Raw genomic sequence first — 22,403 nt, forward strand, 5'->3', positions numbered from 1 at the left:
CGGCCTGGGCGGAGACCTGGGCGATGCCGGCGCCCATCAGGCCGGCCCCGATCACGGCGATCTGCTTGCTGGACGCACTGCTCATGGCTTGGTCTCCCGATGCCGTCGCCGCCCTGGTGGGCGGGCCCTGAAGGCGGCTCAAGGCAGGGGTCGCCCGCCGAGCCGCATCACTCATGGGCGGGACTTTAATGCCGATTCGGCGCCTGTGGTGGCTTCCGGGGGTGTGATCTGCGACAGACCTGAGCGGGCGAGAAGGTCAGCTGATCGGATCGATCGGACCAGTCAGATCATCAGCCCCAGATCCTGGGCCAGGATCGCCGCCTGCACCCGGCTGCGCAGCCTCAGCTTGGCCAGGATCCGGCTGACATGGGTCTTGGTGGTCGCCTCCGCCATCTCCAGCCGCCCGGCGATCTCACCGTTCGACAGCCCGGCGCCGATGCAGGCCAGCACCTCCCGTTCGCGCGGCGTCAGCCCGGCCACCGCCGCCCGGACCTCCGGCCCCACCTGCCGCTCCGGACGGGCGAAGGTCCCGATCAGCCGGCGGGTCACCGAGGGCGCCAGCATGCCGTCCCCGCGCGCCACCGTGCGGATGCCGTCGACCAGGGCGTCCGCCTCCAGGTCCTTCAGCAGGAACCCGGCCGCCCCGGCCCGCAGCGCCCCGTAGACGTACTCGTCCAGGTCGAAGGTCGTCAGCACCAGGACCTGCGCCGCCCCGGCCGCCACCACCTGGCGGGTCGCCGAGACCCCGTCCAGCCGGGGCATCTGCACATCCATCAGGACCACGTCGGGCCGCAGCTCCAGCGCCAGCCGGACGGCCTCCTCGCCGTCCGCCGCCTGGCCGACCACCTCCAGGTCCGGCTCGGCCCGCAGGATCATCACCAGCGCCGCCCTGACCGCCGCCTGGTCCTCCGCGACCAGCACCCGGATCGTCATGACCGTCCCGCCCCTTCCTGCGTCGCCTGCTCCCGCGGCAGTACCGCGCGCACGTTCCAGCTCCCGTCCCTCGGCCCGGCCTCGAAGCTGCCGCCGAGCAGCGAGGCCCGTTCCGCCATGCCGACCAGCCCGGCCCTGGCACCCGGCAGCGCCTGCCCGGCCCCGCTCCGGAACGGGCTGTCCACACTGATCCGCAGCTCCTCGGCCCGGAAGTCCAGCAGCACCCGGACCTCCCCCGGGCCGGCGTGCTTGAGCGCGTTGGTCAGCGACTCCTGCACGATCCGGTACGCGGCCAGCCCGACCGGCACCGGCAGGACCCCGCGCTCGCCGCACTCGGTCAGCTCGAAGTCCAGCCCGACGTCCCGCCCGGCCGCCCGGGCCTTGGCGAGCAGCGCGTCCACCGCCGACAGGTCCGGCGCGGCGTACGACTCGTCGGCCTCGCCGCCGCCGCTGTCCCGCAGCAGCCCGACGATGCGACGCATTTCGGCCAAACCCTGGACGCTGTTCTCGCGGATCACGCCGAGCACCTCCAGCACCGGATCCTCCGCCGGCCGCCCCTGACGCCGCGCCATCGACTGCGCGCCGGTCGCGTGGATCGCGATCGCCGACAGGTGGTTGGCCACCACGTCGTGCAACTCGCGTGCCATCCGAGCCCGTTCGGTGACCACCGCCTCGCGCCGGTCCATCTCCGAGAGCAGCGCGGTCTGTTCCGCCCGCAGCCGCTGGGTCTCCGCCTCCTGCCGGTGCTTGCGCACGATGTCGGCGCTCCAGAGCGGGCCCAGGAAGACCAGGGTGCTGATCACCACCACCGTGACGGCCGTACCGGTGTCGCTGTAGACGAAGCTCAGGGTGGTCAGCACCAGCACCGAGATGGTGCCGCTGATGTGCAGGATCGGCGACATCCGCCGGGGCCCGTACAACACCGCCGCGTAGAGCAGGTCGGTGTACATGATGGTGGTCGCCAGCAGGGCGCCGGAGAAGATGCTCCCGGCGAAGACCAGCCCGCCGAGGACCGCGATGGTGATCGGCCTGGTCCGCCGGACCAGTTCCAGGGCCGCCATCGCCAGCAGCGCCGGCAGCACCTGCCAGCGGGGGATGGCCGAGGAGTGGTCGTACACCTGGAAGGCGATCAGCAGCAGTCCGCCGGTCAGCCCGGCCAGCGCGATCGTGGCATCGACCTGCCGTGGGGTGGGTGTGGGTCTGCGCACGGCCCCATCAGATCATCCCCGGCCCCGCGGCCGACTCCGGAGGCGGGAGGAGCGCCGCTACATCGAAAGATGCAGAACGGGTCCGTCCCCGCCGACGACGCGCGCGCGGGGGTGCCGCGGGGAGGCTGGGAGCGTCGTCGAGAACTGGAGCACACCATGATCGTCACTCTTGTCCTCGCCGCCGAGGTCGCCTTCTGGGTGGTTCTCGCGCTGGGCCTGGCCGCCCGCTACCTGCTGCGGTGGCAAAGGGTGAGCACCGTCCTGCTGGTCGGGCTGCCCGTGATCGACCTGGCGCTGTTCCTGCTCACCTTCCTCGACCTGCGCGGCGGCGCCACCGCCTCCTGGACGCACGCGCTCGCCGCGAGCTACCTGGGCTTCTCGGTCGGCTACGGGCCGTCGGTGGTCCGCTGGGCCGACGACCGGTTCCAGCACCGCTTCGGCGGCGGCCCGAAGCCGCTGCCCGCGCCCAAGTACGGCACCGCCCGGAGCCGGCACGAGTGGCGGATCTGCCGGCGCACCCTGGTCTCGGTGGCGATCACGCTCACCCTGATCACCGCGCTGAAGCTCTTCACCGACGCCACCGGGACCGGGGTGTTCGACCAGTGGTACTGGCGGCTGGGCATCGCCGCGGTGGTGAACCTCGTCATCGCCACCAGCTACACCCTCTGGCCGAAGCAGCCGCCGGCCGGCGCGATCGTCGAGGACGGCCGGATCGTCGGCTGGCAGATCCCCGAGCGGGCGGAGCACCACTAGGACAGCGGCGGACGCGGGCGCGGGTGCGGTCGTCTCAGCGGTTCTCGCCCGGCACCCAGAGCACGTCGCCGCGCTCCTTGTTGGCGGCCCGGGCCAGGATGAACAGCAGGTCGGACAGCCGGTTGAGGTACTTGGCGGTCAGCGGGTTGACGGTGTCCCCGTGGGTGTCGATCGCCGCCCAGGTGGCCCGCTCGGCCCGCCGCACCACCGTGCAGGCCAGGTGCAGGTACGCGGCGCCCGGGGTGCCGCCGGGGAGGATGAAGCTGCGCAGCTTCTCCAGCTCCGCCAGGTAGTGGTCGCAGTCCGTCTCCAGCTTGTCGATGTAGGACTGCTCGACCCGCAGCGGCGGGTACTTGGGGTCCTCCACCACCGGGGTGGCCAGATCGGCACCGACGTCGAAGAGGTCGTTCTGCACCCGGGTGAGCACCGTGACCACATCGGCCGGCAGCGCGCCGGCCGCGATCGCCACGCCGATCGCGGCGTTGGCCTCGTTGGCGTCCGCATAGGCGACCAGGCGGGGATCGGTCTTGCTCGTGCGGCTCATGTCACCGAGCGCCGTGGTGCCGTCGTCGCCGGTACGGGTGTAGATGCGCGTCAGATTGACCATGCGGCCACCCTAGCCGGGCCGGTTAGGCGGCGTTAACCCCCGAAAACGTCGCTGCGCGACGTTGACCTCCCCCAGCCTCCGGCCGGGGGGACCCCCACCCCGAGGGTCCCGTCGCTACGCGACGTTCACCCTCTGCCCGGGCGGGGCCGCTTCGAGCCAGGCGAGGAAGCCGGTGAGCGCGTCCTCGCTCATGGCGAGCTCCAGCGGGGCGCCGTCGTGCAGACAGCGCAGCACGACCGAGCCGGAGAGCAGGGCGAGCTCCTCCTGCCCCTCCGGGTAGCGCCGGCCCAGCACCTCGATCTCCCGGCGCGGCAGCACCTTGCGGGGGCGCGGGGCGTAGGAGAAGACCCGGAACCACTCGATGGAGTCGCCGCTGTACCGGCCGATACCAAAAACCCACCCCTTGCCGTCGGTCTGGGGAACCGGGGCCGAGGTGGGTTTGCCGTTCTCGTCGAGGTCGGGCTGCGTGGAGGCGTCGACAGGCATTTTGAGCCGGTAACTGCAGTCGAAGGTGCCGCCGACCCGCTGGATCACACGGCGGCGTACCGCGAACGCGACCAACCCGATCACTCCGAGCGCCACGACCGCCGCACACACCACAAGGGCGAGGACCATGCTCACCTACCTCCTCGCTACCCGCGTTCCCCGTTCGGCCGTACCAGGCGACCGCGTTGACCTACCAACTGAGACGACAGTCCCGGGGTCACGCTCACGCGTCCCCGGGACCGTCGGTCGACCCCGCTCAGGCGGGGTCCGGCACAATCAGGCGCGGGCCTTGAGGCCGCGCGCCGCGAACAGCCGGACCTCGGCGCGCCGCTCGGCGTGCTCGTCCAGGTCGGACTTGGCCTTGTCCAGTGCGCGCTCGGCGCGCGCGACGTCGATCTCGTCCGCCAGCTCGGCGATCTCCGCGAGCAGAGACAGCTTGTTGTCGGCGAAGGAGATGAAGCCGCCGTGCACCGCAGCGATCACGGTGCCGCCGTCCGTGGTGCGGATGGTGACCGGACCGGTCTCCAGCACGCTCAGCACCGGGGTGTGACCCGGCATGATGCCGGTGTCACCGGAGGCCGTACGGGCGACGACGATGGTGGCCGCACCGGACCACACCTTGCGGTCGGCTGCGACCAGCTCGACGTGCAGCTCAGCCAACGTGGGCTCCTAGGCTCATGCAACCCCCGATTACTCGGGAGTTTCGGTAAGAATAACGGGCCCGCGCCCCCGGCATGAAACCGGCGGCACGGATTTGACCGGAATCACAGCCGATGCGACGCGAGGGGTGGGTCCCAGGGCTGGGGCCCACCCCTCGCGATCACGCTCGGCTGCTACCGGCCGCGACTACTTCTTCGCGAGCTCGGCGGCGTTGCGCTCGAGGTCCTCGATGCCACCGCACATGAAGAACGCCTGCTCGGGAACGGCGTCGTACTTGCCGTCCGCGATCGAGTTGAAGGCCTCGATGGTCTCGGACAGCGGCACGGTCGAACCCTCGACACCGGTGAACTGCTTCGCCACGTAGGTGTTCTGCGAGAGGAAGCGCTCGATGCGACGGGCACGGTGGACCGTGATCTTGTCCTCCTCCGACAGCTCGTCCATACCGAGGATGGCGATGATGTCCTGGAGGTCCTTGTACTTCTGCAGGATCCCCTTGATACGGATGGCCGTCTCGTAGTGGGTCTGCGCGATGTACCGCGGGTCGAGGATGCGGGACGTGGAGTCCAGCGGGTCGACGGCCGGGTAGATGCCCTTCTCCGAGATCGGGCGCGACAGAACGGTCGTCGCGTCCAGGTGGGCGAAGGTGGTGGCCGGGGCCGGGTCGGTCAGGTCGTCCGCGGGGACGTAGATCGCCTGCATCGAGGTGATCGAGTGACCGCGGGTCGAGGTGATGCGCTCCTGCAGGAGGCCCATCTCGTCGGCCAGGTTCGGCTGGTAGCCCACCGCGGAGGGCATGCGGCCGAGCAGGGTCGACACCTCGGAACCGGCCTGGGTGAACCGGAAGATGTTGTCGATGAAGAGGAGCACGTCCTGCTTCTCGACGTCACGGAAGTACTCCGCCATGGTCAGCGCGGAGAGCGCGACCCGCAGACGGGTGCCCGGCGGCTCGTCCATCTGGCCGAAGACCAGCGCGGTCTTGTCCAGAACGCCCGAGTCGACCATCTCGTCGATGAGGTCGTTGCCCTCACGGGTACGCTCGCCGACGCCGGCGAAGACCGACACACCACCGAAGTTCTCGGCGACGCGGTAGATCATCTCCTGGATCAGAACGGTCTTACCGACACCGGCACCACCGAACAGACCGATCTTGCCACCGGTGACGTACGGGGTGAGGAGGTCGATGACCTTGATGCCGGTCTCGAACATCTCGGTCTTGGACTCGAGGTCCTTGAAGTCGGGGGCCTTGCGGTGGATCGGCCACCGGACCTGGACCTGCGACTCGAACTCGTCCTTGTCGACGTTCAGCACCTCACCGAGGGCGTTGAACACCTTGCCCTTGGTGATCTGGCCGACCGGCACCGAGATGGCGGAACCGGTGTCGGTGACCTGCGAACCACGGACCAGGCCGTCGGTCGGCTGCATCGAGATGCCGCGGACCAGGCCGTCGCCGAGGTGCTGGGCGACCTCGAGGGTGAGGATCTTCTTGCCGCTGCCGTCGGGGTTGTCCACCTCGACGTGCAGGGCGTTGAACATGTTCGGGATCGCGTCGACGGGGAACTCCACGTCGACGACCGGGCCGATGACCCGCGCGACGCGGCCCGTCGCCGTGGTCGGCTCAACAGTGGTAGTCATACTCATTCGCTCCCGCGGCTCGCGTCAGCGAGCGCGTTCGCGCCACCGACGATCTCGCTGATTTCCTGGGTGATCTCGGCCTGGCGGGCCGAGTTGGCAAGCCGCGTGAGCGACTTGATGAGCTCGCCGGCATTGTCCGTCGCGCTCTTCATCGCGCGGCGGCGGGCGGCGTGCTCGGAAGCGGCCGACTGCAGCAGCGCGTTGTAGATCCGGCTCTCCACGTACCGCGGCAGCAGCGCGTCGAGGACGCCCTCCGCCGACGGCTCGAAGTCGTAGAGCGGGAAGATCTCCTTCGCCGACGACTCCTCGCTGACCTTGACCTCGTCGAGCTTCAGCGGCAGCAGCCGCGCGTCGACGGCGGTCTGCGTCAGCATCGACTCGAACTTGGTCGAGATCACGTGGACCTCGTCCACCCCGCCGGTCTCGGCCGTGAAGGCCTCGATCAGCGCGGCCGAGACGAGCTTGGCGTCGGCGTAGGTCGGCTTGTCCGAGAAGCCCGTCCACGACTCCGCGACCGCGAGGTCACGGAAGCCGTAGAACGAGACGCCCTTGCGGCCGACGGCGTACGTCACCACGTCCTTGCCCTCGGACCGCAGGCGCTCGGCGAGCGCCAGCGAGGCCTTGATGGCGTTGGACGAGTAGCCGCCCGCCAGACCGCGGTCCGCCGTGATCAGCAGGACTGCGGCACGCGTGGCGTTCGGGTTCTCGCTGGTGAGCGGGTGCTTGGCGGTGGACCGGGTGGCCACTGCCGTCACCGCCCGGGTGAGCTCATCGGCGTACGGGGTGGAGGCGGCCACCGCGCGCTGCGCCTTACCGATGCGCGCCGCGGAGATCATCTCCATCGCCTTGGTGATCTTCTTCGTCGCGGTGACAGAGCGGATCCGGCGCTTGTAGACCCGAAGCTGTGCTCCCATGGGTCGTTACGTCCTTTCCCTCGCTACCGGACTCAGGCCTGCTCGGAGAGCAGCTTGCCGTCAGCGGTCTGGTAACCCTGCTTGAACTCGCCGATCGCGGCGGTCAGGGCGTCGACGGTGCCGTCGGCGAGCAGACCGGTCTCGACGATGCCCGCGAGCAGGTCCTTGTGCTGCAGGCGCACGTAGTCCAGGAACTCGCGCTCGAAGCGGCGGATCTCGGCGACCGGGACGTCGTCCAGCTTGCCGTTGGTGCCGGCCCAGATCGAGACGACCTGCTCCTCGACCGGGAACGGCTGGTACTGGCCCTGCTTCAGCAGCTCGACCATGCGCGCACCGCGCTCCAGCTGGGCCTTGGAGGCCGCGTCCAGGTCGGAACCGAAGCCGGCGAAGGCCTCCAGCTCACGGTACTGGGCGAGGTCCAGGCGCAGACGGCCGGCGACCGAGCGCATGGCCTTGATCTGGGCGGAGCCACCGACGCGGGAGACCGAGATACCGACGTTCACGGCCGGGCGGATGCCGGCGTTGAACAGGTCGGACTCCAGGAAGCACTGGCCGTCGGTGATCGAGATGACGTTGGTCGGGATGTACGCCGACACGTCGTTGGCCTTGGTCTCGATGATCGGCAGACCGGTCATCGAGCCGCCGCCCAGCGCGTCGTTCAGCTTCGCGCAGCGCTCCAGCAGACGGGAGTGCAGGTAGAAGACGTCGCCCGGGTACGCCTCGCGGCCCGGCGGGCGGCGCAGCAGCAGGGAGACAGAACGGTAGGCCTCGGCCTGCTTCGACAGGTCGTCGAAGATGATCAGGACGTGCTTGCCGTCGTACATCCACTCCTGGCCGATGGCGGAGCCGGTGTACGGAGCCAGGTACTTGAAGCCGGCCGGGTCGGAGGCGGGAGCGGCCACGATGGTGGTGTACTCCAGCGCGCCGGCCTCCTCCAGGGCGCCACGGACGGACGCGATGGTCGAGCCCTTCTGGCCCACGGCGACGTAGATGCAGCGGACCTGCTTCTCCGGGTCGCCCGAGCGCCAGTTGTCGCGCTGGTTGATGATCGTGTCGACAGCCACCGCGGTCTTGCCGGTCTGGCGGTCGCCGATGATCAGCTGGCGCTGGCCGCGGCCGATCGGGGTCATCGCGTCGATGGCCTTGATGCCGGTCTGCAGCGGCTGCTTGACCGACTTACGGGCCATAACACCCGGGGCCTGCAGCTCCAGGGCGCGGCGACCGGTGGCGGCGATGTCGCCAAGACCGTCGATCGGGTTGCCCAGCGGGTCCACGACGCGGCCGAGGTAGTTGTCGCCGACCGGCACGGAGAGGACCTCGCCGGTGCGACGCACCGTCTGGCCCTCCTCGATGCCGCCGAACTCACCGAGGATGACGACACCGATCTCGCGGGTGTCGAGGTTCAGCGCGAGGCCGAGCGTGCCGTCCTCGAACTTCAGCAGCTCGTTCGCCATGACCGAGGGCAGGCCCTCGACATGCGCGATGCCGTCCGCCGCGTCAGTGACCGTGCCGACCTCTTCCACAGAGGCGGCGTCCGGCTGGTACGACTGGACAAAGTCGGCCAGCGCGTCCCGGATCTCCTCCGGACGGATCGTAAGCTCCGCCATCAGGCTTCCCTGCTCTCCTAGTTTGCGATCCTCGGCCCGCCATTGAGGGCCGCAAGTGCTCGACTCTCGGCCGGGTCGTATGAACCGGCCGTACGTTTTGCCGACTCCGGTGGAGCCGGTTTCCCGACCGAGGGTCGGATGTGCTGCTTCGGTGCTCAGCCTTCGAGTACCTGGCGAGCGCCCTCAAGGCGGCTCGACACGGTGCCGTCGATGATCTCGTCACCGATCTGCACCCGGACACCGCCGACGACCTGGGGGTCGACATCGATGTTCAGGTGGACCTGGCGGCCGTACAGCCGGCCGAGGGCGCCCGACAGGCGCTCCTTCTGGCTGTCCGACAGCGGCACCGCGGTGGTGACCTGGGCCACCATGCGATCGCGCCGGGCGGCGGCGAGCTTGGAGTAGGACTCCAGCCCCTGCTCCAGGCTACGGCCACGCGGGTTGTTGACGAGGCCGGTGACCAGCCGCACGGTGCCCGCGTTGGCGCGGCCGCCGAGCAGCTTCTTGATCAGGCCCGCCTTGGCGACAGCGCCCGCCTTGGGCTCGGTCAGCGCGGCGCGCAGCTCGTGCGAGCCGCTCACCACCCGGCCGAAGCGGAAGAGCTCGTCCTCGACGTCGTCCAGGGCGCCGGCCCTGTCGGCGGCGATGACCTCCGCGTACGCGGCCAGCTCCTCCACGGCGTCGACCAGGTCACGACCACCCGACCAGCGGGAGCGGACCAGGCCGGAGACCAGGTCGGCCGTCTCGCCGGAGACCTGGCCGGCCAGCAGCGAGGAGACCAGCTGAGCCTTGTCCTGACCCGACCGGGACGGGTCGGTCAGGACCCGTCGCAGCGAGACCTCGCGGTCCAGCAGGACCGTGACGGCGGTGAGCTCCCCGGCGAGCCGGGCCGCGTCCACCGAGGTGGAGTCGGTCAGGCTCTCGAGGTTCTGCCGCCCGGCGGCGAGGGCCTCACGGCTGGCGCCGATCACTTCGCCGCACCCTGAGCAACGGCGGCCTTGGCCTCCAGCTCGTCCAGGAAGCGGTCGACAACGCCGCTCTGCCGCGTCTGGTCCTCGAGGGACTCACCCACGATGCGGGACGCCAGCTGGGTGGCCAGCGAGCCCACGTCCTGGCGCAGGGCGGCGGTCGCCTGCTTCTTGTCGGCCTCGATCTGGGCGTGGCCGGCGGCGACGATGGCCTCGCGCTGACGCTGGCCCTCCTCGCGCATCTCGACGAGCTGGGCAGCGCCCTGCTCGCGAGCCTGCTCAACGATGCGAGCAGCCTCGTGGCGCGCCTCGGCGAGCTCGGCGCGGTACTGCTCGAGCAGGGCCTGCGCCTCGTTCTGAGCGGCCTCGGCGCGCTCCATGCCGCCCTCGATGGCATCCCGGCGCTCCGCCAGCACCTTCTCGATGCTGGGGAGGATCTTCTTGCCGAGGAGACCGAAGACGATGAAGAAGCAGAGCAGGCCGATGATGATCTCGGGCCAAGCGGGGAGGAGAGGGTTCATCTTCTCCTCGGCCGCGAGCTGAGCCGCGATGCTCATATCTGGACCTTCCTCGAATGGGTCTGCGGCGGGATTACTTGTTGCCGAAGACGAACGGCATGACGATGCCGATCAGCGCGAGGGCCTCGGTGAGCGCGAAGCCGATGAACATGTTGGAACGGATGAGGCCGACAGCCTCGGGCTGGCGGGCCATGGCCTGGACGCCGTTGCCGAAGATCAGACCGACGCCGATGCCGGGGCCGATGGCGGCGAGGCCGTAGCCGATCGAGGCGACGGAACCGTAGACAGTGCCCTCAGCGAGGAAGCTCATTGCAGTTGTCCTTTGCAGGGTGGTGAACCGGTGGTGATTGGCCACCGGGCATTCCGGGAGGTGTGGATCGTGGCGGGCCCGGTGAGGGGCCCGGGCTCAGTGCGCCTCTTCCAGGGCACCGGCGATGTAGCTGCTGGCCAGCATCACGAAGATGTAGGCCTGCAGGAACTGGACCAGCAGCTCGAAGGCGGTGAGGCCGACGGCGACGATGAACGAGGCCGAGCCGTACAGCGCGCCCAGGGTCGGGCTGAGCAGGTACCAGGAGGCGATGGAGAACATCACGATCAGCAGGTGGCCGGCGAACATGTTCGCGAAGGCTCGGACCGCGAGCGTGAAGGGGCGCACGAAGATGTTCGAGAAGAACTCGATCGGCACCAGGATGAACATGACCCAGCCCGGGATCCCCGACGGCCAGCAGAGGTTCTTGAAACCACCGACGAAGCCGTGGTTCTTGAAGGTCAGACCCATGTAGGTCACCCACACGACGCCCGCGAGGCCGGCCGGGAAGGCGATCGCCGCGGTCACCGGGAACTGGGCGAAGGGAATGACCGACAGGATGTTCATCAGCCAGATGATGAAGAACATCGAGACGAGCATCGGGACGTACTTCTCGCCCCGCTTGCCGATCGTCTCCAGCACGATGGAGCGCTTGACGAAGTCGTAGCCGATCTCACCGACCAGCTGCAGCTTGCCGGGGACGAGCTTCGGCTTCGCGAAGGCGGCCCAGAAGAAGCCGATGACCAGGACAGCCACGATCATCGACAGCAGCATCGGCTTGTTGAACTCGAAGCTGCCGATGGTGAAAATCGGCTCGAACTGGAACTCGTTCAGACCCGGGGCCGGGAAGCCGCAGCCAGCGTCCCCGAAGTGGCAACTGCCTGAGGCGAGGGACGTGAGTTCAGCACTCACCACGGACTCCTTCGTCGTGACGCATGGTTACGGCAACCTCGGTGTGTCGGCATGGCCTGCGGCCACGGAGCGGCACTGGAACTTGATGGGTTTCTCGCCGACCCCGCGCGGCAGAGCACTGCACCACAGCGGGATCATCGAAGACTGCGCGGATCCGGGGGGCGATCGATCCGCGCTGCGGATGGACCTGGCCTCTTCCCGTACTCCGTTGTTGCGACGGACGATAGCAGTCCGTCAGTGCGGCATAAACACCGCCCCCCTCGTTGGGGGGACAGTGGGCCGTCGTCACTGTTGACGCCCCTTGTCCGAGGGCTTCTCGGCCTTGTTTTCGGAGGCGTCGGTCTCGACGTAGAAGGTCTTGGCCTTGAGGAAGCCGCGCACCTGGAAGCCCGTCCAGATCAGCACGCAGCCCAGCAGGGTGAAGGCGAAGGCCTGCCGGTTGAAGAGCTCGGTGTCCTTGAAGACCGCCAGCACGATGCCGACCAGCAGGATCTGCGTGGTGTACACCAGCAGCCCGACGGCCATCATCATCTGCGGGTTCGACCTGGTCAGCCGGTCGAGGGCGACCTGGCCGGAGGCGAAGAAGACCAGCACGAGCAGGGCGCCGAAGAGGGCCCCGAGCAGGCCCTTGCCCCCCGCGACGGCGAAGGAGATCGCCATGGCGATGACTCCGGCGACCGCAGTGGGGATCGCGGCGCCTCGGAGGCTCCGGGCGCCGTCGGACGGCATGTCGGCAACTCCGGCGGCATGTCGATGTGGCGGGGGGACGGGCACAGAACTCGGTGGTGATACCGGACCGGAACCACCGCGGGCCGGCCGCTCGACGGCGAGCCCGTCGAGTGGGACCCGCCAGGGACGGAAGTCATCCACCTGTCAGGTCTTTCGGCGCGTTCTCGGTACTCGTGAACGGTATCACAAACTATTTGATGAGAGCTTTACCATGAATATGTGGCACCTGTCACACCGATGGCCCAAGGGTGCCGCCGTTCGGGTGAACCCGCTTGACGCGCCCTCACCTCTCGCCGTGGCCGCGGCCGTTGCCGTGTCCGCGGCCGGTGACCGCCGAGGATCCCTTGGGCACTCCGCCGAGCAGACGCTTGTCCTCGGCCGACAGTTCGGCCATCGGCTCGGAGTCCGTACGCCCGGCCGATTCGGCGGTGAGCTCGGTGCTCTCCGCGGCCGGGGCGGCAGCAGCGGCAGCGGGCCTGGTCACCGGACGGCGGCGGTAGCGCGGCGGCACGAAGGCCTGCACCGCGCGCGGGGCCCGGGGCCGGAACCGCGGGGTGAGCAGCACCACCAGGCCGACCAGGCAGAGCCCGGCCAGCGTGAGGACGACGGTCCGGCCGGTGTTGGTGACCGAGAAGGCGACGGTCCCGAAGGCGATCAGCGCGGCCCAGAAGTACATGATCAGTACGGCGCGGCTGTGCGAGTGGCCGACCTGGAGCAGTCGGTGGTGCAGGTGCCGCTTGTCGGCGGCGAACGGGGACTGGCCCGCCCAGGTGCGGCGGACCACGGCGAGCAGCAGGTCCGCCAGCGGCAGCGCGATGACCGTCAGCGGCAGCAGCAGCGGGATGTAGATCGGCACCAGGGCGTGCACGGTGGCGGTCTGCGACCCCAGCTCGCTGGTGATGAGGTCGGGATCGACCCGGCCGGTGATGGAGATCGCGGCGACGGCCAGCATCAGGCCGAGCATCATCGAGCCGGAGTCGCCCATGAAGATCCGGGCCGGGTGCATGTTGTGCGCCAGGAAGCCCAGGCACATGCCGATCAGCAGCACGCTGAACAGCACCGCGGGGGCGGCGTCGGAGATCGTGTAGCCGTACCAGAGCCGGTACGAGTACAGGAAGAAGGCGATCGCGGCGATGCAGACCATGCCGCCCGCCAGGCCGTCCAGTCCGTCGATGAAGTTCACCGCGTTGACCATGACGACGACCAGGACCACCGAGATGACCATGCCCTGGGTCGGACTGACCGCGACCGGCCCGACGCCGGGCACCGGCAGGGTGATCACCGTGACGCCCTGCCAGACCATCACACCGGCGGCGATCATCTGGCCGCCCAGCTTCACCAGGGCGTCCACGCCCCACTTGTCGTCCAGCACGCCGAGCAGCCACATGATGCCGGCGCCGGAGAGCAGCGCGCGGATGTCGGTGCCCTGGGAGAACACCTTGCTCAGGTTGTCGAGCTGGGAGGCGACCAGGATGCCCGCGCAGAGTCCGCCGAACATCGCGATGCCGCCGAGCCGCGGCGTCGGTTCGCGGTGCACGTCGCGTGCGCGGACCGGGGGCATCGCCCCCGCCGCGATGGCGAACTTCCGGACCGGGCCGGTCAGCAGATAGGTGACCGCCGCGGTGCAGAACAGCACCAGCAGATACTCACGCACCACTGGCCTCCCGCAGCGCTGTCCGACGGTTGGGTACCGAAGGTACTCCCGTGCCTGTCCGAGGTTCGAGGTGCGTCGCCACGGCACACACCTTATTGAGTCGGACGCCGGTGGCACGCATCGCGGTTCGCCCTACCGGGTAGGAGATTCGGAAGCGCGGTCAACGCCGCACGGCAAAGGCCCGCGCGAGCTCCCTGACCCGCTCCGCCACCCGGACGTCCGTACCCCCGGCGAGCAGCCGTCCGATCAGGGCGGCGATCTCCGCCAGCTCCGACTCCCCCATGCCCTGCGTGGTCACGGTACCGGTCCCGAGCCGGATCCCGGAGGCCTCGGACGGCGGCGCCGGGTCGTACGGCAGCGCGCACTTGCCGAGCAGCAGCCCGGCGGCCGCGCAGCGGCGCTCCGCCTCGGCCCCGCTGACGCCGAGCGCGCCGACGTCGGCGGTCACCAGATGGGTGTCGGTCCCCCCGGTCAAGGGCCGCGCGCCCACCGCCGCGAGCCCGTCCGCGAGCACCCGTGCCCCGGCCACCGTGCGGTGGGCGTAGGCCCGGAAGGCGGGGGTGGCGGCCTCGGCCAGCGCGACGGCCTTGCCGGCCACCTCGTTCATCGCGGCGCCGCCCTGGCTGAACGGGAAGACCGCCCGGTCGACCCGCTCGGCCAGCTCGGCGGTGCACAGCAGCAGACCGCCGCGCGGGCCCCGGAGCAGTTTGTGGGTGGCCGCCACGGTGACGTCCGCGTACGGCACCGGGGACGGCGCGACACCGGCCGCGACCAGGCCGGTGGTCTGCGCGACGGAGGCCACCAGGTAGGAGTCCGTCTCGTCGGCGATCGCCCGGAAGGCGGCCCAGTCGGGGTGCCGCGGGTAGGAGATGGAGCCTGCCACGATCGCCTTCGGCCGGTGGCGCAGGGCCAGCTCGCGGACCTGGTCGAGGTCGATCAGGCCGTCCTCGCGGCGCACCCCGTAGCCGACGAAGTCGAACCAGCGGCCGGAGAAGTTGGCCCGCGAGCCGCAGCTGAGGTGGCCGCCGTGCTCCAGCGACATCGCGAGCACCACGTCGCCGGGCCGCAGCAGCGCGGCGTAGGCGGCGAGCATCGCCGCGGTGCCGGAGCGCGGCTGGACATTGGCGTGCGGGGCGGCGAACAGCTCGCGGGCCCGGTCGATCGCCAGCAGCTCGGCGGCGTCGGCGAGCGAGCAGCCGGTGTGGTGGCGGCGGCCGGGGTAGCCCTCGGCGTACTTGTCGATCAGCGGGCCGACGAGGGCCGCCAGCACGGCCGGGCGGGTGAGGTTCTCCCCCGCCAGCAGCTGGATCGTCTCGGCCCGCCGTTCGGCCTCGGCGGCCATCAGGTCGGCCAGCTGGGGATCGGCCCGGAACAGGGCGGCGGAGAGCGCCTCGGGGGTCTCGACGGGGCCGGTCGCGGCATCGGTGACGGTCATGGCGGAGGCTCCCGGGCGCGTCGGGTCGGATCCCTCCAGCGTAGGACCGCCCACGCGCCCCGGCACGGCGGCGCGTGCCGGGGTACGCCCGGCCGTACGAAGCGGCGCGACCGGGCCGGCGGTGCCACGGCGACCGGCCGGTGAGCAGGCGGTGCTCAGTGCAGCGCGCGGACCCCGGTGAGAGCGGTGACCACGGGGTCGACGGCGTGGAATATCTCCTCGCCGCAGTTGCGGAACATCCCGATCGGCGCGCCGTACGGGTCGTGCAGCTCGTCCGTCTCGGGGTCGGCGGCCAGCAGCCAGCCGCGGAGCGCCGCGGCGGCCCGGACCAGGGCCCGGGCGCGCTCGGTGACGTCGGCGCCGCGGCGCGGGTCCGGCAGGGTCCCCGGGTCGATCGTCCGGACCAGCCGGGTGAACTCCTTCAGGGTGAAGGTGCGCAGCCCCGCCTCGTGGCCCATGGAGATGACCTGGGCCCGGTGGTCCAGGGTCGCGGTGAGCACCAGGTCGGCCTCGACCACGTGCTCGTCCAGCAGTTCGCGGCCGGTGAAGCCGCCGCTGTCGGCGCCGTACTCGTCCAGCACCGTGGCGGCGTGGTCCTCCATCGGCGCGCCGACATGGCCCCAGGTGCCGGCCGACTCGACCAGGATCCGGCCGGCCACCCGGGGGTTCAGCCGGGTGTCCAGCTCACGCCGGGTGAGCCGCTCGGCGATCGGCGAGCGGCAGATGTTGCCGGTGCACACGTACAGGATCCGGAAGTGGTCCAGCGGCCTGGGTCCCACGCTCAGGTACGGCGATATGCCGGGCCCGGCATGGAGGGAGGCGGCCGTCAACTGCCGGCCTCCAGGTCGGGGACGACCTCCCTCAGCTGCTCGACGGAGATCGCGCCGGCCCTCAGCAGTACCGGCACCTTGCCGGTGACGTCGACGATCGACGAGGCCTGGGCGTGGTCGGCGGTGCCGCCGTCCAGGTAGACCGAGATGGCGTCGCCGAGCTGCTGCTGGGCCTCGTCGCAGGTGGCCGGGGACGGGCCGCCGGTCCGGTTGGCGCTGGAGACGGCCATCGGACCGGTGGCGTTCAGCAGCTCGATGGCGACCGGGTGCAGCGGCATCCGGACCGCGACGGTGCCACGGGTCTCGCCGAGGTCCCAGCGCAGCGAGGGCTGGTGCTTGGCGACCAGGGTGAGCCCGCCCGGCCAGAAGGCGTCGACGAGCTCCCAGGCCTGCTCGGAGAAGTCCGTGACCAGGCCGTGCAGGGTGGTCGGCGAGCCGACCAGGACGGGCGAGGGCATGTTGCGGCCGCGGCCCTTGGCGGCGAGCAGGGCGGCCACCGCCTCCGGGGAGAAGGCGTCCGCGCCCACCCCGTAGAGGGTGTCGGTGGGCAGCACGACGAGTTCGCCGCGGCGGACGGCAGAGGCGGCCTCACACAGACCGGTGGCGCGGTCCCCGGCATCGGCACAGTCGTAGCGGCGGCTCATCGGTGCGGTCCCCTTCCGGACGGGCTCATGGTGGTGCTCGTGGTGGTGCTCGTGCTGGTGTCGGCGGCGCCGCTCCGGCGCCCCGACGGGCCGCGGTGCCCGTCGGTCACCCGGTCGGTCACAGCGACGCCTTGCGGGCCGTGGTGAAGCGCGGGCGGTTGTTCAGATCGCGGTGGTCGGCGGTGTCGGTCCAGCCGGCCTCCTCGTTGAAGATCCACGGGACCTGGCCGCCCTGGGTGTCGGCGTGCTCGATCACCACGGCGCCGCCCGGGCGCAGCAGGCGGGCGGCGACGCGCTCGATGCCGCGGATGGTGTGCAGGCCGTCCTCGCCGGAGAACAGCGACATCTGCGGGTCGTGGTCGCGGGCCTCCGGCGCCACGTACTCCCACTCGGTGAGCGGGATGTACGGCGGGTTGGAGATGACCAGGTCGAAGCGGCCGTCCCAGGCGCGGTCGTCCTCGAAGGCCCGGGTGGCGTCGCCCTCGTGCAGGGTGACCCGGGCGCGGTCGGGCGAGGACCCGATGTTGCGCCGGGTGTAGGGCAGCGCACCCTCGTCCAGCTCGAAGGCGTGGACGACGGAGCGGGGCAGCTCCTGGGCGAGGGCGAGCGCGATGGCGCCGGAGCCGGAGCAGAGGTCGACCACCAGCGGCTCGGCCACGTCCATGTCGCGGACGGCGTCTATGGCCCACTCGACCACCGACTCGGTCTCCGGGCGGGGCACGAAGACGCCGGGGCCGACCTCCAGCTCCAGGTAGCGGAAGAACGCCCGGCCGGTGATGTGCTGGAGCGGCTCGCGGGCCTCCCGCCGGGCCACCGCCTCCCAGTACCGGGCGTCGAAGTCGGCGTCCTTGACGGTGTGCAGCTGGCTGCGCCTGACGTTGTGGACGTGTGCGGCGAGTTCCTCCGCGTCGAAGCGCGGCGACGGCACGCCGGCCGCGGCCAACCGCTGGGTGGCCTGGGCCACCTCGGCGAGTAGCAGGTTCATCCGTACGACCTCTTGCTTCCGCTCTCCGGCCTCGACGTCGGTCCCGCCGCCGCCGGTGTCAGTTCTGTTGGGCCGCGGCGAGCTTGGCCGCGGCGTCCGCGTCGACGCAGGACTGGATGACGGCGTTCAGCTCGCCGTCCAGCACCTGGTCCAGGTTGTACGACTTGAAGCCCGTCCGGTGGTCCGAGATGCGGTTCTCCGGGTAGTTGTACGTCCGGATCCGCTCGGAGCGGTCCACCGTGCGGACCTGGCTGCGGCGCGCGTCCGAGGCCTCGCGCTCGGCCTCCTCCTGCGCGGCGGCCAGCAGCCGCGAACGCAGGATGCGCATCGCCTGCTCCTTGTTCTGCAGCTGGCTCTTCTCGTTCTGGCAGGACGCCACGATACCGGTCGGCAGGTGGGTGATCCGGACCGCGGAGTCGGTGGTGTTGACCGACTGGCCGCCCGGGCCGGAGGAGCGGTACACGTCGATCCGCAGGTCGTTGGCGACGATCTCGACCTCGACCTCCTCGGCCTCGGGGGTGACCAGCACGCCCGCCGCCGAGGTGTGGATGCGGCCCTGGGACTCGGTGGCGGGGACGCGCTGCACGCGGTGCACGCCGCCCTCGTACTTCAGCCGGGCCCAGACGCCCTGGCCGGGCTCGGCGTTGCCCTTGGTCTTCACGGCCACCGAGACGTCCTTGTAGCCGCCGAGGTCGGACTCGTTGGAGTCGATGAGCTCGGTCTTCCAGCCGATCCGCTCGGCGAACCGCAGGTACATCCGGAGCAGGTCGCCGGCGAACAGCGCGGACTCCTCGCCGCCCTCACCGGCCTTGATCTCCAGGATGACGTCCTTCTCGTCGTTCGGGTCGCGCGGGACCAGCAGCAGCCGCAGCTCCTCGGTCAGCTCCTCGCGCCGGGCCTCGCCGGACTTCACCTCGGCGAGGAACTCCGGGTCCTCGGCGGCGAGTTCGCGGGCGGCCTCGATGTCCTCGCCGGCCTGCCGCCAGGCCCGGAAGACCCGGGTGATCGGCGTCAGTTCGGCGTAGCGCTTGGCCAGCTTGCGGGCGTTCGCCTGGTCGGCGTGGACGGACGGGTCGGCCAGCCTCGCCTCGAGGGCGGCGTGCTCGACGAGGAGCTCTTCGACTGCCTCGAACATGGGGTGGCCTTCTTCCCGGGGATCGGCGGGTGGATCTGAGGGGGACCGCGGAGCGCGGAGGGTGCGGGGGACGCGAACGGCGCCGGTTCCCCGTGCCCCCGAAACAAGTACGGGGACACCGGAAACCGGCGCCGAGGGAGCGCTAGGCCTTCGCGCTGTGGGTCTTGCCGAAGCGGGCCTCGAAGCGGGCGACGCGGCCACCGGTGTCGAGGATCTTCTGCTTGCCGGTGTAGAACGGGTGGCACTGCGAGCAGACCTCGGCGCGGATCTCGCCGCTCTTCTCGGTCGACCGGGTCGTGAACTCGGCACCACAGGTGCAGGTCACGTGGGTGAGCACGTACTCGGGGTGAGCGTTGGACTTCAAGGGGTTCTCCTAGTGTTCGGGAGGGCACCGGGTCGGCGGCGGGGACGCCGCTCGTGAACCGGGACCGACGGACCAGTCTGCCAGGACCGGCCGCTTCTTCCCAAACCGGGGGGCGCTCCGGGATATTCCGGACCCCGCCGGACCCCGCCGGGGGCCGGCCGGGTCTCGCCCGGGGCTCAGCCGCGTCGGGCGGGGGCGGTCGTGGGTGCCTTCGTGGGCGCCGCCGTGGGTGCCTTCGCCGGGGCCGTGGGGGTGGCCTGGGCGGGGTTGGGCGGCTGGGTGGCGGCCACGGCCTCGGGGACCGGCCGGTCGGCCTTCAGGGCCGCCCACAGCTGGTCGGCCTGCGGCTGCAGCTGGACCACCCGGTCCGGGTCGCCGGGGGCGGCCGTCACCGGCAGGGTGACCATGCCGAGCTGGTCCGGCCCGATCCCCTTGAGCTGCTCGGCCAGGCCGACCAGGGAGTTCACCGAGGCGAGCGCGGAGTCGGTGGTGATCGAGCGGGTCAGGGTGTCGCCGACCGACCAGAGCTTCACCGGGTTGGTCATCAGCCCCACGCCGCCGGCCTGCTTGAGCAGCGAGCGCACCATCTGCTTCTGCAGCTCGATCCGGCCGAGGTCGCTGCCGTCCCCCACGCCGTGCCGGGTGCGGACGAAGGCGAGCGCCTGCTTGCCGTCGAGGTGGTGCTCGCCGGGCTGGAGGTCCAGGCCGCTGTCCTTGTCGTGGATGGCCACGGTGGTGGTCACGGTGGCGCCGCCGACCGCGTCCACGAGCCGGGCGAAGCCGGCGAAGTCCACCTCGACGTAGTGGTCCATCCGCAGCCCGCTGAGCTGCTCGACGGTCTTCACCGCGCAGGTCGCGCCGCCGGCCTCGTAGGCGCTGTTGAACATCGCGCGCTTGGCGGCCGGCACCGCCCGGCCCTGCCGGTCGGTGCACTCGGGGCGCGGGACGAGGGTGTCGCGCGGTATGGAGACCACGTCGGCGCGGGAGTGGTCCTGGTTGACGTGCAGCACCATCGCGGTGTCCGAGCGGGCGGTGCCGCCGGTGTCGCCGCCGGCCAGGTCCGCATTGCCGCCGTCCCGCGAGTCCGAGCCGAGCACCAGCAGGTTGAACGAGCCGTCGGTGGCCGTGGGCGGGCGGGAGGTGCCGAGCCGGCCGTCGATGTCGACGCTCTTGATGTTGCCGTCCAGCCGCAGGTACGCGTACCCGGCGGCCCCGGCGCCGAGGACGACGAGCGCGACGGACCCGCAGGCGGCCGCGCGCAGGAGCTTGCGGCGGCGGCTCGGGACCCTCTTGTGTTCGGCCATACGGTCCAGAATAAATCGGACAAGATGCTTGAAAGAGTCCAGACTGTCCCAAGTCTGGAACAAACACCGGTCCGGAACGCGGCGAGCCCCGGGCCGCTCGCGCGGGCCGGGGCTCGTCCGTGTACCGAGGAAGGTCAGTCGCTGGACCCGGGGGTCGTCTTGGCGATCTGCATCAGGAACTCGGCGTTGCTCTTGGTCTGCTTCATCTTGTCCAGCAGCAGCTCGATCGCCTGCTGCGAGTCGAGCGCGTGCAGCACCCGGCGCAGCTTCCAGACGATGGCGAGCTCGTCGGCGCCGAGCAGGATCTCCTCCTTGCGGGTGCTGGAGGCGTCCACGTCGACGGCCGGGAAGATGCGCTTGTCCGAGAGCTTCCGGTCGAGCTTGAGCTCCATGTTGCCGGTGCCCTTGAACTCCTCGAAGATCACCTCGTCCATCCGCGAGCCGGTCTCGACCAGCGCGGTGGCCAGGATGGTCAGCGAGCCGCCGTTCTCGATGTTGCGCGCGGCACCGAAGAACTTCTTCGGCGGGTACAGCGCGGTCGAGTCGACACCACCGGACAGGATGCGGCCGGAGGCCGGCGCCGCCAGGTTGTAGGCGCGGCCCAGACGGGTGATCGAGTCCAGCAGGATCACCACGTCGTGGCCCAGCTCCACCAGGCGCTTGGCGCGCTCGATGGCCAGCTCGGCGACGGTGGTGTGGTCCTCGGCCGGGCGGTCGAAGGTCGAGGAGATGACCTCGCCCTTCACCGACCGCTGCATGTCGGTGACCTCTTCCGGACGCTCGTCGACCAGGACGACCATCAGGTGGCACTCGGGGTTGTTGTGGGTGATCGCGTTGGCGACCGCCTGCAGCACCATGGTCTTACCGGTCTTCGGCGGCGCGACGATCAGACCGCGCTGGCCCTTGCCGATCGGCGACACCAGGTCGATGATCCGGGTGGTCAGGATGCCCGGGTCCGTCTCCAGACGCAGCCGGTCCTGCGGGTACAGCGGGGTCAGCTTGTTGAACTCGGGGCGGCCGCGGCCGCTCTCCGGGTCCATGCCGTTGACGGAGTCCAGCCGCACCATGGCGTTGAACTTCTCGCGGCGCTCGCCGTCCTTGGGCTGGCGCACCGCACCGGTGATGGCGTCACCCTTGCGCAGGCCGTTCTTGCGGACCTGGGCGAGCGAGACGTAGACGTCGTTCTGGCCCGGCAGGTAGCCCGAGGTGCGGACGAACGCGTAGTTGTCGAGGATGTCCAGGATGCCCGCGACCGGGATCAGGACGTCGTCCTCGCCGATCTGCGGCTCGGCGACACCGGCCTCGAAGCCCTCGCGGCGGCTGCCGCGGCCCCGGCGGTCGCGGTAACGGCCGCGGCGGCCGCGCCGGCCGTCGCCGAACTCGTCGTCGTCGAAACCGCCCTGCGGCGCCTGCGCCTGCGGCTGGGCCTGCTGGGTGGCGGGCTGGCGGCTCTGCTGGCCCTCGCCCTGGGTGCCCTGCTGGCCGCCCTGGCGGTCGGCACGGTCGGTGCGGTCCGCACGCTCGGGGCGGTCGGTCCGGTCCCGGCGGTTGCGGCGGTCGCGACGCGACTCGCGCCCGTCGCCGTCCTGGCCGGCCGGGGCCTCGGCGGTCTCCTGGCGGCCCTCGCGCTCGCCGCCCTCGCGGCGGTCGCGACGGTCCCGGCGGTCGCGGCGGGTCTCGGTGCGACCCTCCTCGCGGCCCTCCAGGGCGCGGGCGCCCTCGGGACGGGCCTCGGCCTGCTTGGCCTCGGTCGCCACGGCGGCGGGCGCCTCGGTGGCCTCGGCCACCGGCGCACCGGCGGCGGAGGTGGCCCGACGG

At 70.9% G+C, this 22,403-nt stretch carries 23 protein-coding genes; 1 reads left to right on the forward strand and 22 read right to left on the reverse strand.

Annotated elements, in window-relative coordinates; genetic code table 11:
- Positions 1–282: 282 nt before the first annotated feature.
- Together VR45_RS22495 and VR45_RS22500 are read right to left on the reverse strand one after the other, a co-directional pair.
- Positions 283–933 carry a response regulator transcription factor gene (locus tag VR45_RS22495; protein ID WP_045941621.1) on the reverse strand — a complete coding sequence of 217 codons (651 nt, stop codon included), beginning with the start codon at positions 931–933 and terminating at the stop codon, positions 283–285.
- Positions 930–2,141, reverse strand: a complete 1,212-nt coding sequence (locus VR45_RS22500) for a histidine kinase (protein WP_045941622.1) — start codon at positions 2,139–2,141, stop codon at positions 930–932. Before VR45_RS22500 ends, VR45_RS22495 begins: the two co-directional genes overlap by 4 nt.
- Before the next feature lie 156 nt (positions 2,142–2,297).
- On the opposite strand from VR45_RS22500, the gene VR45_RS22505 reads away from it, so the two are divergent.
- Positions 2,298–2,894 (forward strand): hypothetical protein, encoded by a 597-nt coding sequence (locus tag VR45_RS22505; RefSeq protein WP_052709291.1) that lies wholly within the window; start codon positions 2,298–2,300, stop codon positions 2,892–2,894.
- A gap of 34 nt (positions 2,895–2,928) precedes the next feature.
- Here the strand turns inward: VR45_RS22505 and VR45_RS22510 are convergent, their stop codons facing one another.
- The 20 genes from VR45_RS22510 to rho all read right to left on the reverse strand — a co-directional run.
- Positions 2,929–3,501, reverse strand: coding sequence for a cob(I)yrinic acid a,c-diamide adenosyltransferase (locus VR45_RS22510; RefSeq protein WP_045941623.1), 573 nt, complete (start codon positions 3,499–3,501; stop codon positions 2,929–2,931).
- 114 nt (positions 3,502–3,615) lie between these two features.
- Positions 3,616–4,116, reverse strand: a complete 501-nt coding sequence (locus tag VR45_RS22515) for a DUF2550 domain-containing protein (protein ID WP_045941624.1) — start codon at positions 4,114–4,116, stop codon at positions 3,616–3,618.
- A 147-nt stretch (positions 4,117–4,263) separates the two neighbouring features.
- A complete protein-coding gene (locus VR45_RS22520) occupies positions 4,264–4,647 on the reverse strand; it encodes a F0F1 ATP synthase subunit epsilon (RefSeq protein ID WP_030392780.1) in 384 nt (127 codons plus the stop codon).
- Positions 4,648–4,833: 186 nt separating this feature from the next.
- Positions 4,834–6,279: a F0F1 ATP synthase subunit beta gene (gene atpD, locus VR45_RS22525; RefSeq protein WP_045941625.1), complete on the reverse strand. Its 1,446-nt coding sequence runs from the start codon at positions 6,277–6,279 to the stop codon at positions 4,834–4,836.
- Between the two features lie 2 nt (positions 6,280–6,281).
- Positions 6,282–7,193 carry a F0F1 ATP synthase subunit gamma gene (locus VR45_RS22530; RefSeq protein WP_045941626.1) on the reverse strand — a complete coding sequence of 304 codons (912 nt, stop codon included), beginning with the start codon at positions 7,191–7,193 and terminating at the stop codon, positions 6,282–6,284.
- A gap of 32 nt (positions 7,194–7,225) precedes the next feature.
- The gene (gene atpA / locus VR45_RS22535; RefSeq protein WP_045941627.1) at positions 7,226–8,800 is read right to left on the reverse strand and encodes a F0F1 ATP synthase subunit alpha; all 1,575 of its coding nucleotides are present in this window, start codon (positions 8,798–8,800) and stop codon (positions 7,226–7,228) included.
- Between the two features lie 155 nt (positions 8,801–8,955).
- Positions 8,956–9,771 (reverse strand): F0F1 ATP synthase subunit delta, encoded by an 816-nt coding sequence (locus tag VR45_RS22540; protein ID WP_045941628.1) that lies wholly within the window; start codon positions 9,769–9,771, stop codon positions 8,956–8,958.
- On the reverse strand, positions 9,768–10,325 hold the full coding sequence (locus VR45_RS22545) for a F0F1 ATP synthase subunit B (RefSeq protein WP_045941629.1): 558 nt from the start codon (positions 10,323–10,325) through the stop codon (positions 9,768–9,770). The genes VR45_RS22540 and VR45_RS22545 overlap by 4 nt, the downstream gene beginning before the upstream one ends.
- A 34-nt stretch (positions 10,326–10,359) precedes the next feature.
- Positions 10,360–10,596, reverse strand: coding sequence for an ATP synthase F0 subunit C (atpE, locus tag VR45_RS22550; RefSeq protein ID WP_030392786.1), 237 nt, complete (start codon positions 10,594–10,596; stop codon positions 10,360–10,362).
- A gap of 96 nt (positions 10,597–10,692) precedes the next feature.
- Positions 10,693–11,505, reverse strand: coding sequence for a F0F1 ATP synthase subunit A (atpB, locus tag VR45_RS22555; protein ID WP_045941630.1), 813 nt, complete (start codon positions 11,503–11,505; stop codon positions 10,693–10,695).
- A gap of 285 nt (positions 11,506–11,790) precedes the next feature.
- Positions 11,791–12,165 carry a hypothetical protein gene (locus VR45_RS22560; RefSeq protein WP_234326082.1) on the reverse strand — a complete coding sequence of 125 codons (375 nt, stop codon included), beginning with the start codon at positions 12,163–12,165 and terminating at the stop codon, positions 11,791–11,793.
- 352 nt (positions 12,166–12,517) lie between these two features.
- Positions 12,518–13,888: an MraY family glycosyltransferase gene (locus VR45_RS22565; protein WP_045941637.1), complete on the reverse strand. Its 1,371-nt coding sequence runs from the start codon at positions 13,886–13,888 to the stop codon at positions 12,518–12,520.
- Between the two features lie 160 nt (positions 13,889–14,048).
- The gene (locus tag VR45_RS22570; RefSeq protein ID WP_045941632.1) at positions 14,049–15,323 is read right to left on the reverse strand and encodes a serine hydroxymethyltransferase; all 1,275 of its coding nucleotides are present in this window, start codon (positions 15,321–15,323) and stop codon (positions 14,049–14,051) included.
- A gap of 155 nt (positions 15,324–15,478) precedes the next feature.
- Entirely contained in the window at positions 15,479–16,120 is a 642-nt protein-coding gene (locus VR45_RS22575) for a low molecular weight phosphatase family protein (protein WP_045941638.1), read from the reverse strand.
- Positions 16,121–16,149: 29 nt separating this feature from the next.
- On the reverse strand, positions 16,150–16,797 hold the full coding sequence (locus tag VR45_RS22580) for an L-threonylcarbamoyladenylate synthase (RefSeq protein ID WP_045941633.1): 648 nt from the start codon (positions 16,795–16,797) through the stop codon (positions 16,150–16,152).
- Between the two features lie 118 nt (positions 16,798–16,915).
- On the reverse strand, positions 16,916–17,782 hold the full coding sequence (prmC, locus tag VR45_RS22585) for a peptide chain release factor N(5)-glutamine methyltransferase (protein ID WP_030392793.1): 867 nt from the start codon (positions 17,780–17,782) through the stop codon (positions 16,916–16,918).
- A 58-nt stretch (positions 17,783–17,840) separates the two neighbouring features.
- On the reverse strand, positions 17,841–18,917 hold the full coding sequence (gene prfA / locus VR45_RS22590) for a peptide chain release factor 1 (protein WP_045941634.1): 1,077 nt from the start codon (positions 18,915–18,917) through the stop codon (positions 17,841–17,843).
- A gap of 142 nt (positions 18,918–19,059) precedes the next feature.
- Positions 19,060–19,281 (reverse strand): 50S ribosomal protein L31, encoded by a 222-nt coding sequence (rpmE, locus tag VR45_RS22595; RefSeq protein WP_045941635.1) that lies wholly within the window; start codon positions 19,279–19,281, stop codon positions 19,060–19,062.
- A 176-nt stretch (positions 19,282–19,457) separates the two neighbouring features.
- Positions 19,458–20,585: an LCP family protein gene (locus VR45_RS22600; RefSeq protein ID WP_052709292.1), complete on the reverse strand. Its 1,128-nt coding sequence runs from the start codon at positions 20,583–20,585 to the stop codon at positions 19,458–19,460.
- Between the two features lie 134 nt (positions 20,586–20,719).
- The coding region (rho, locus tag VR45_RS22605) for a transcription termination factor Rho (RefSeq protein ID WP_052709293.1) at positions 20,720–22,403 on the reverse strand (1,684 nt) is incomplete at its 5' end.

This window comes from Streptomyces sp. NRRL S-495, assembly GCF_000966955.1.
In the GTDB taxonomy this organism is placed as follows: domain Bacteria; phylum Actinomycetota; class Actinomycetes; order Streptomycetales; family Streptomycetaceae; genus Kitasatospora; species Kitasatospora purpeofusca.

Coding starts and splice junctions, on each gene's coding strand:
- VR45_RS22495 (WP_045941621.1), bottom strand. CDS start 933: ATGACGATCCGGGTGCTGGTCGCGGAGGACCAGGCGGCGGTCAGGGCG.
- VR45_RS22505 (WP_052709291.1), top strand. CDS start 2,298: ATGATCGTCACTCTTGTCCTCGCCGCCGAGGTCGCCTTCTGGGTGGTT.
- VR45_RS22510 (WP_045941623.1), bottom strand. CDS start 3,501: ATGGTCAATCTGACGCGCATCTACACCCGTACCGGCGACGACGGCACC.
- VR45_RS22515 (WP_045941624.1), bottom strand. CDS start 4,116: ATGGTCCTCGCCCTTGTGGTGTGTGCGGCGGTCGTGGCGCTCGGAGTG.
- atpD (WP_045941625.1), bottom strand. CDS start 6,279: ATGACTACCACTGTTGAGCCGACCACGGCGACGGGCCGCGTCGCGCGG.
- VR45_RS22530 (WP_045941626.1), bottom strand. CDS start 7,193: ATGGGAGCACAGCTTCGGGTCTACAAGCGCCGGATCCGCTCTGTCACC.
- atpA (WP_045941627.1), bottom strand. CDS start 8,800: ATGGCGGAGCTTACGATCCGTCCGGAGGAGATCCGGGACGCGCTGGCC.
- VR45_RS22545 (WP_045941629.1), bottom strand. CDS start 10,325: ATGAGCATCGCGGCTCAGCTCGCGGCCGAGGAGAAGATGAACCCTCTC.
- atpE (WP_030392786.1), bottom strand. CDS start 10,596: ATGAGCTTCCTCGCTGAGGGCACTGTCTACGGTTCCGTCGCCTCGATC.
- VR45_RS22560 (WP_234326082.1), bottom strand. CDS start 12,165: ATGGCGATCTCCTTCGCCGTCGCGGGGGGCAAGGGCCTGCTCGGGGCC.
- VR45_RS22570 (WP_045941632.1), bottom strand. CDS start 15,323: ATGACCGTCACCGATGCCGCGACCGGCCCCGTCGAGACCCCCGAGGCG.
- VR45_RS22580 (WP_045941633.1), bottom strand. CDS start 16,797: ATGAGCCGCCGCTACGACTGTGCCGATGCCGGGGACCGCGCCACCGGT.
- prmC (WP_030392793.1), bottom strand. CDS start 17,782: ATGAACCTGCTACTCGCCGAGGTGGCCCAGGCCACCCAGCGGTTGGCC.
- prfA (WP_045941634.1), bottom strand. CDS start 18,917: ATGTTCGAGGCAGTCGAAGAGCTCCTCGTCGAGCACGCCGCCCTCGAG.
- VR45_RS22600 (WP_052709292.1), bottom strand. CDS start 20,585: ATGGCCGAACACAAGAGGGTCCCGAGCCGCCGCCGCAAGCTCCTGCGC.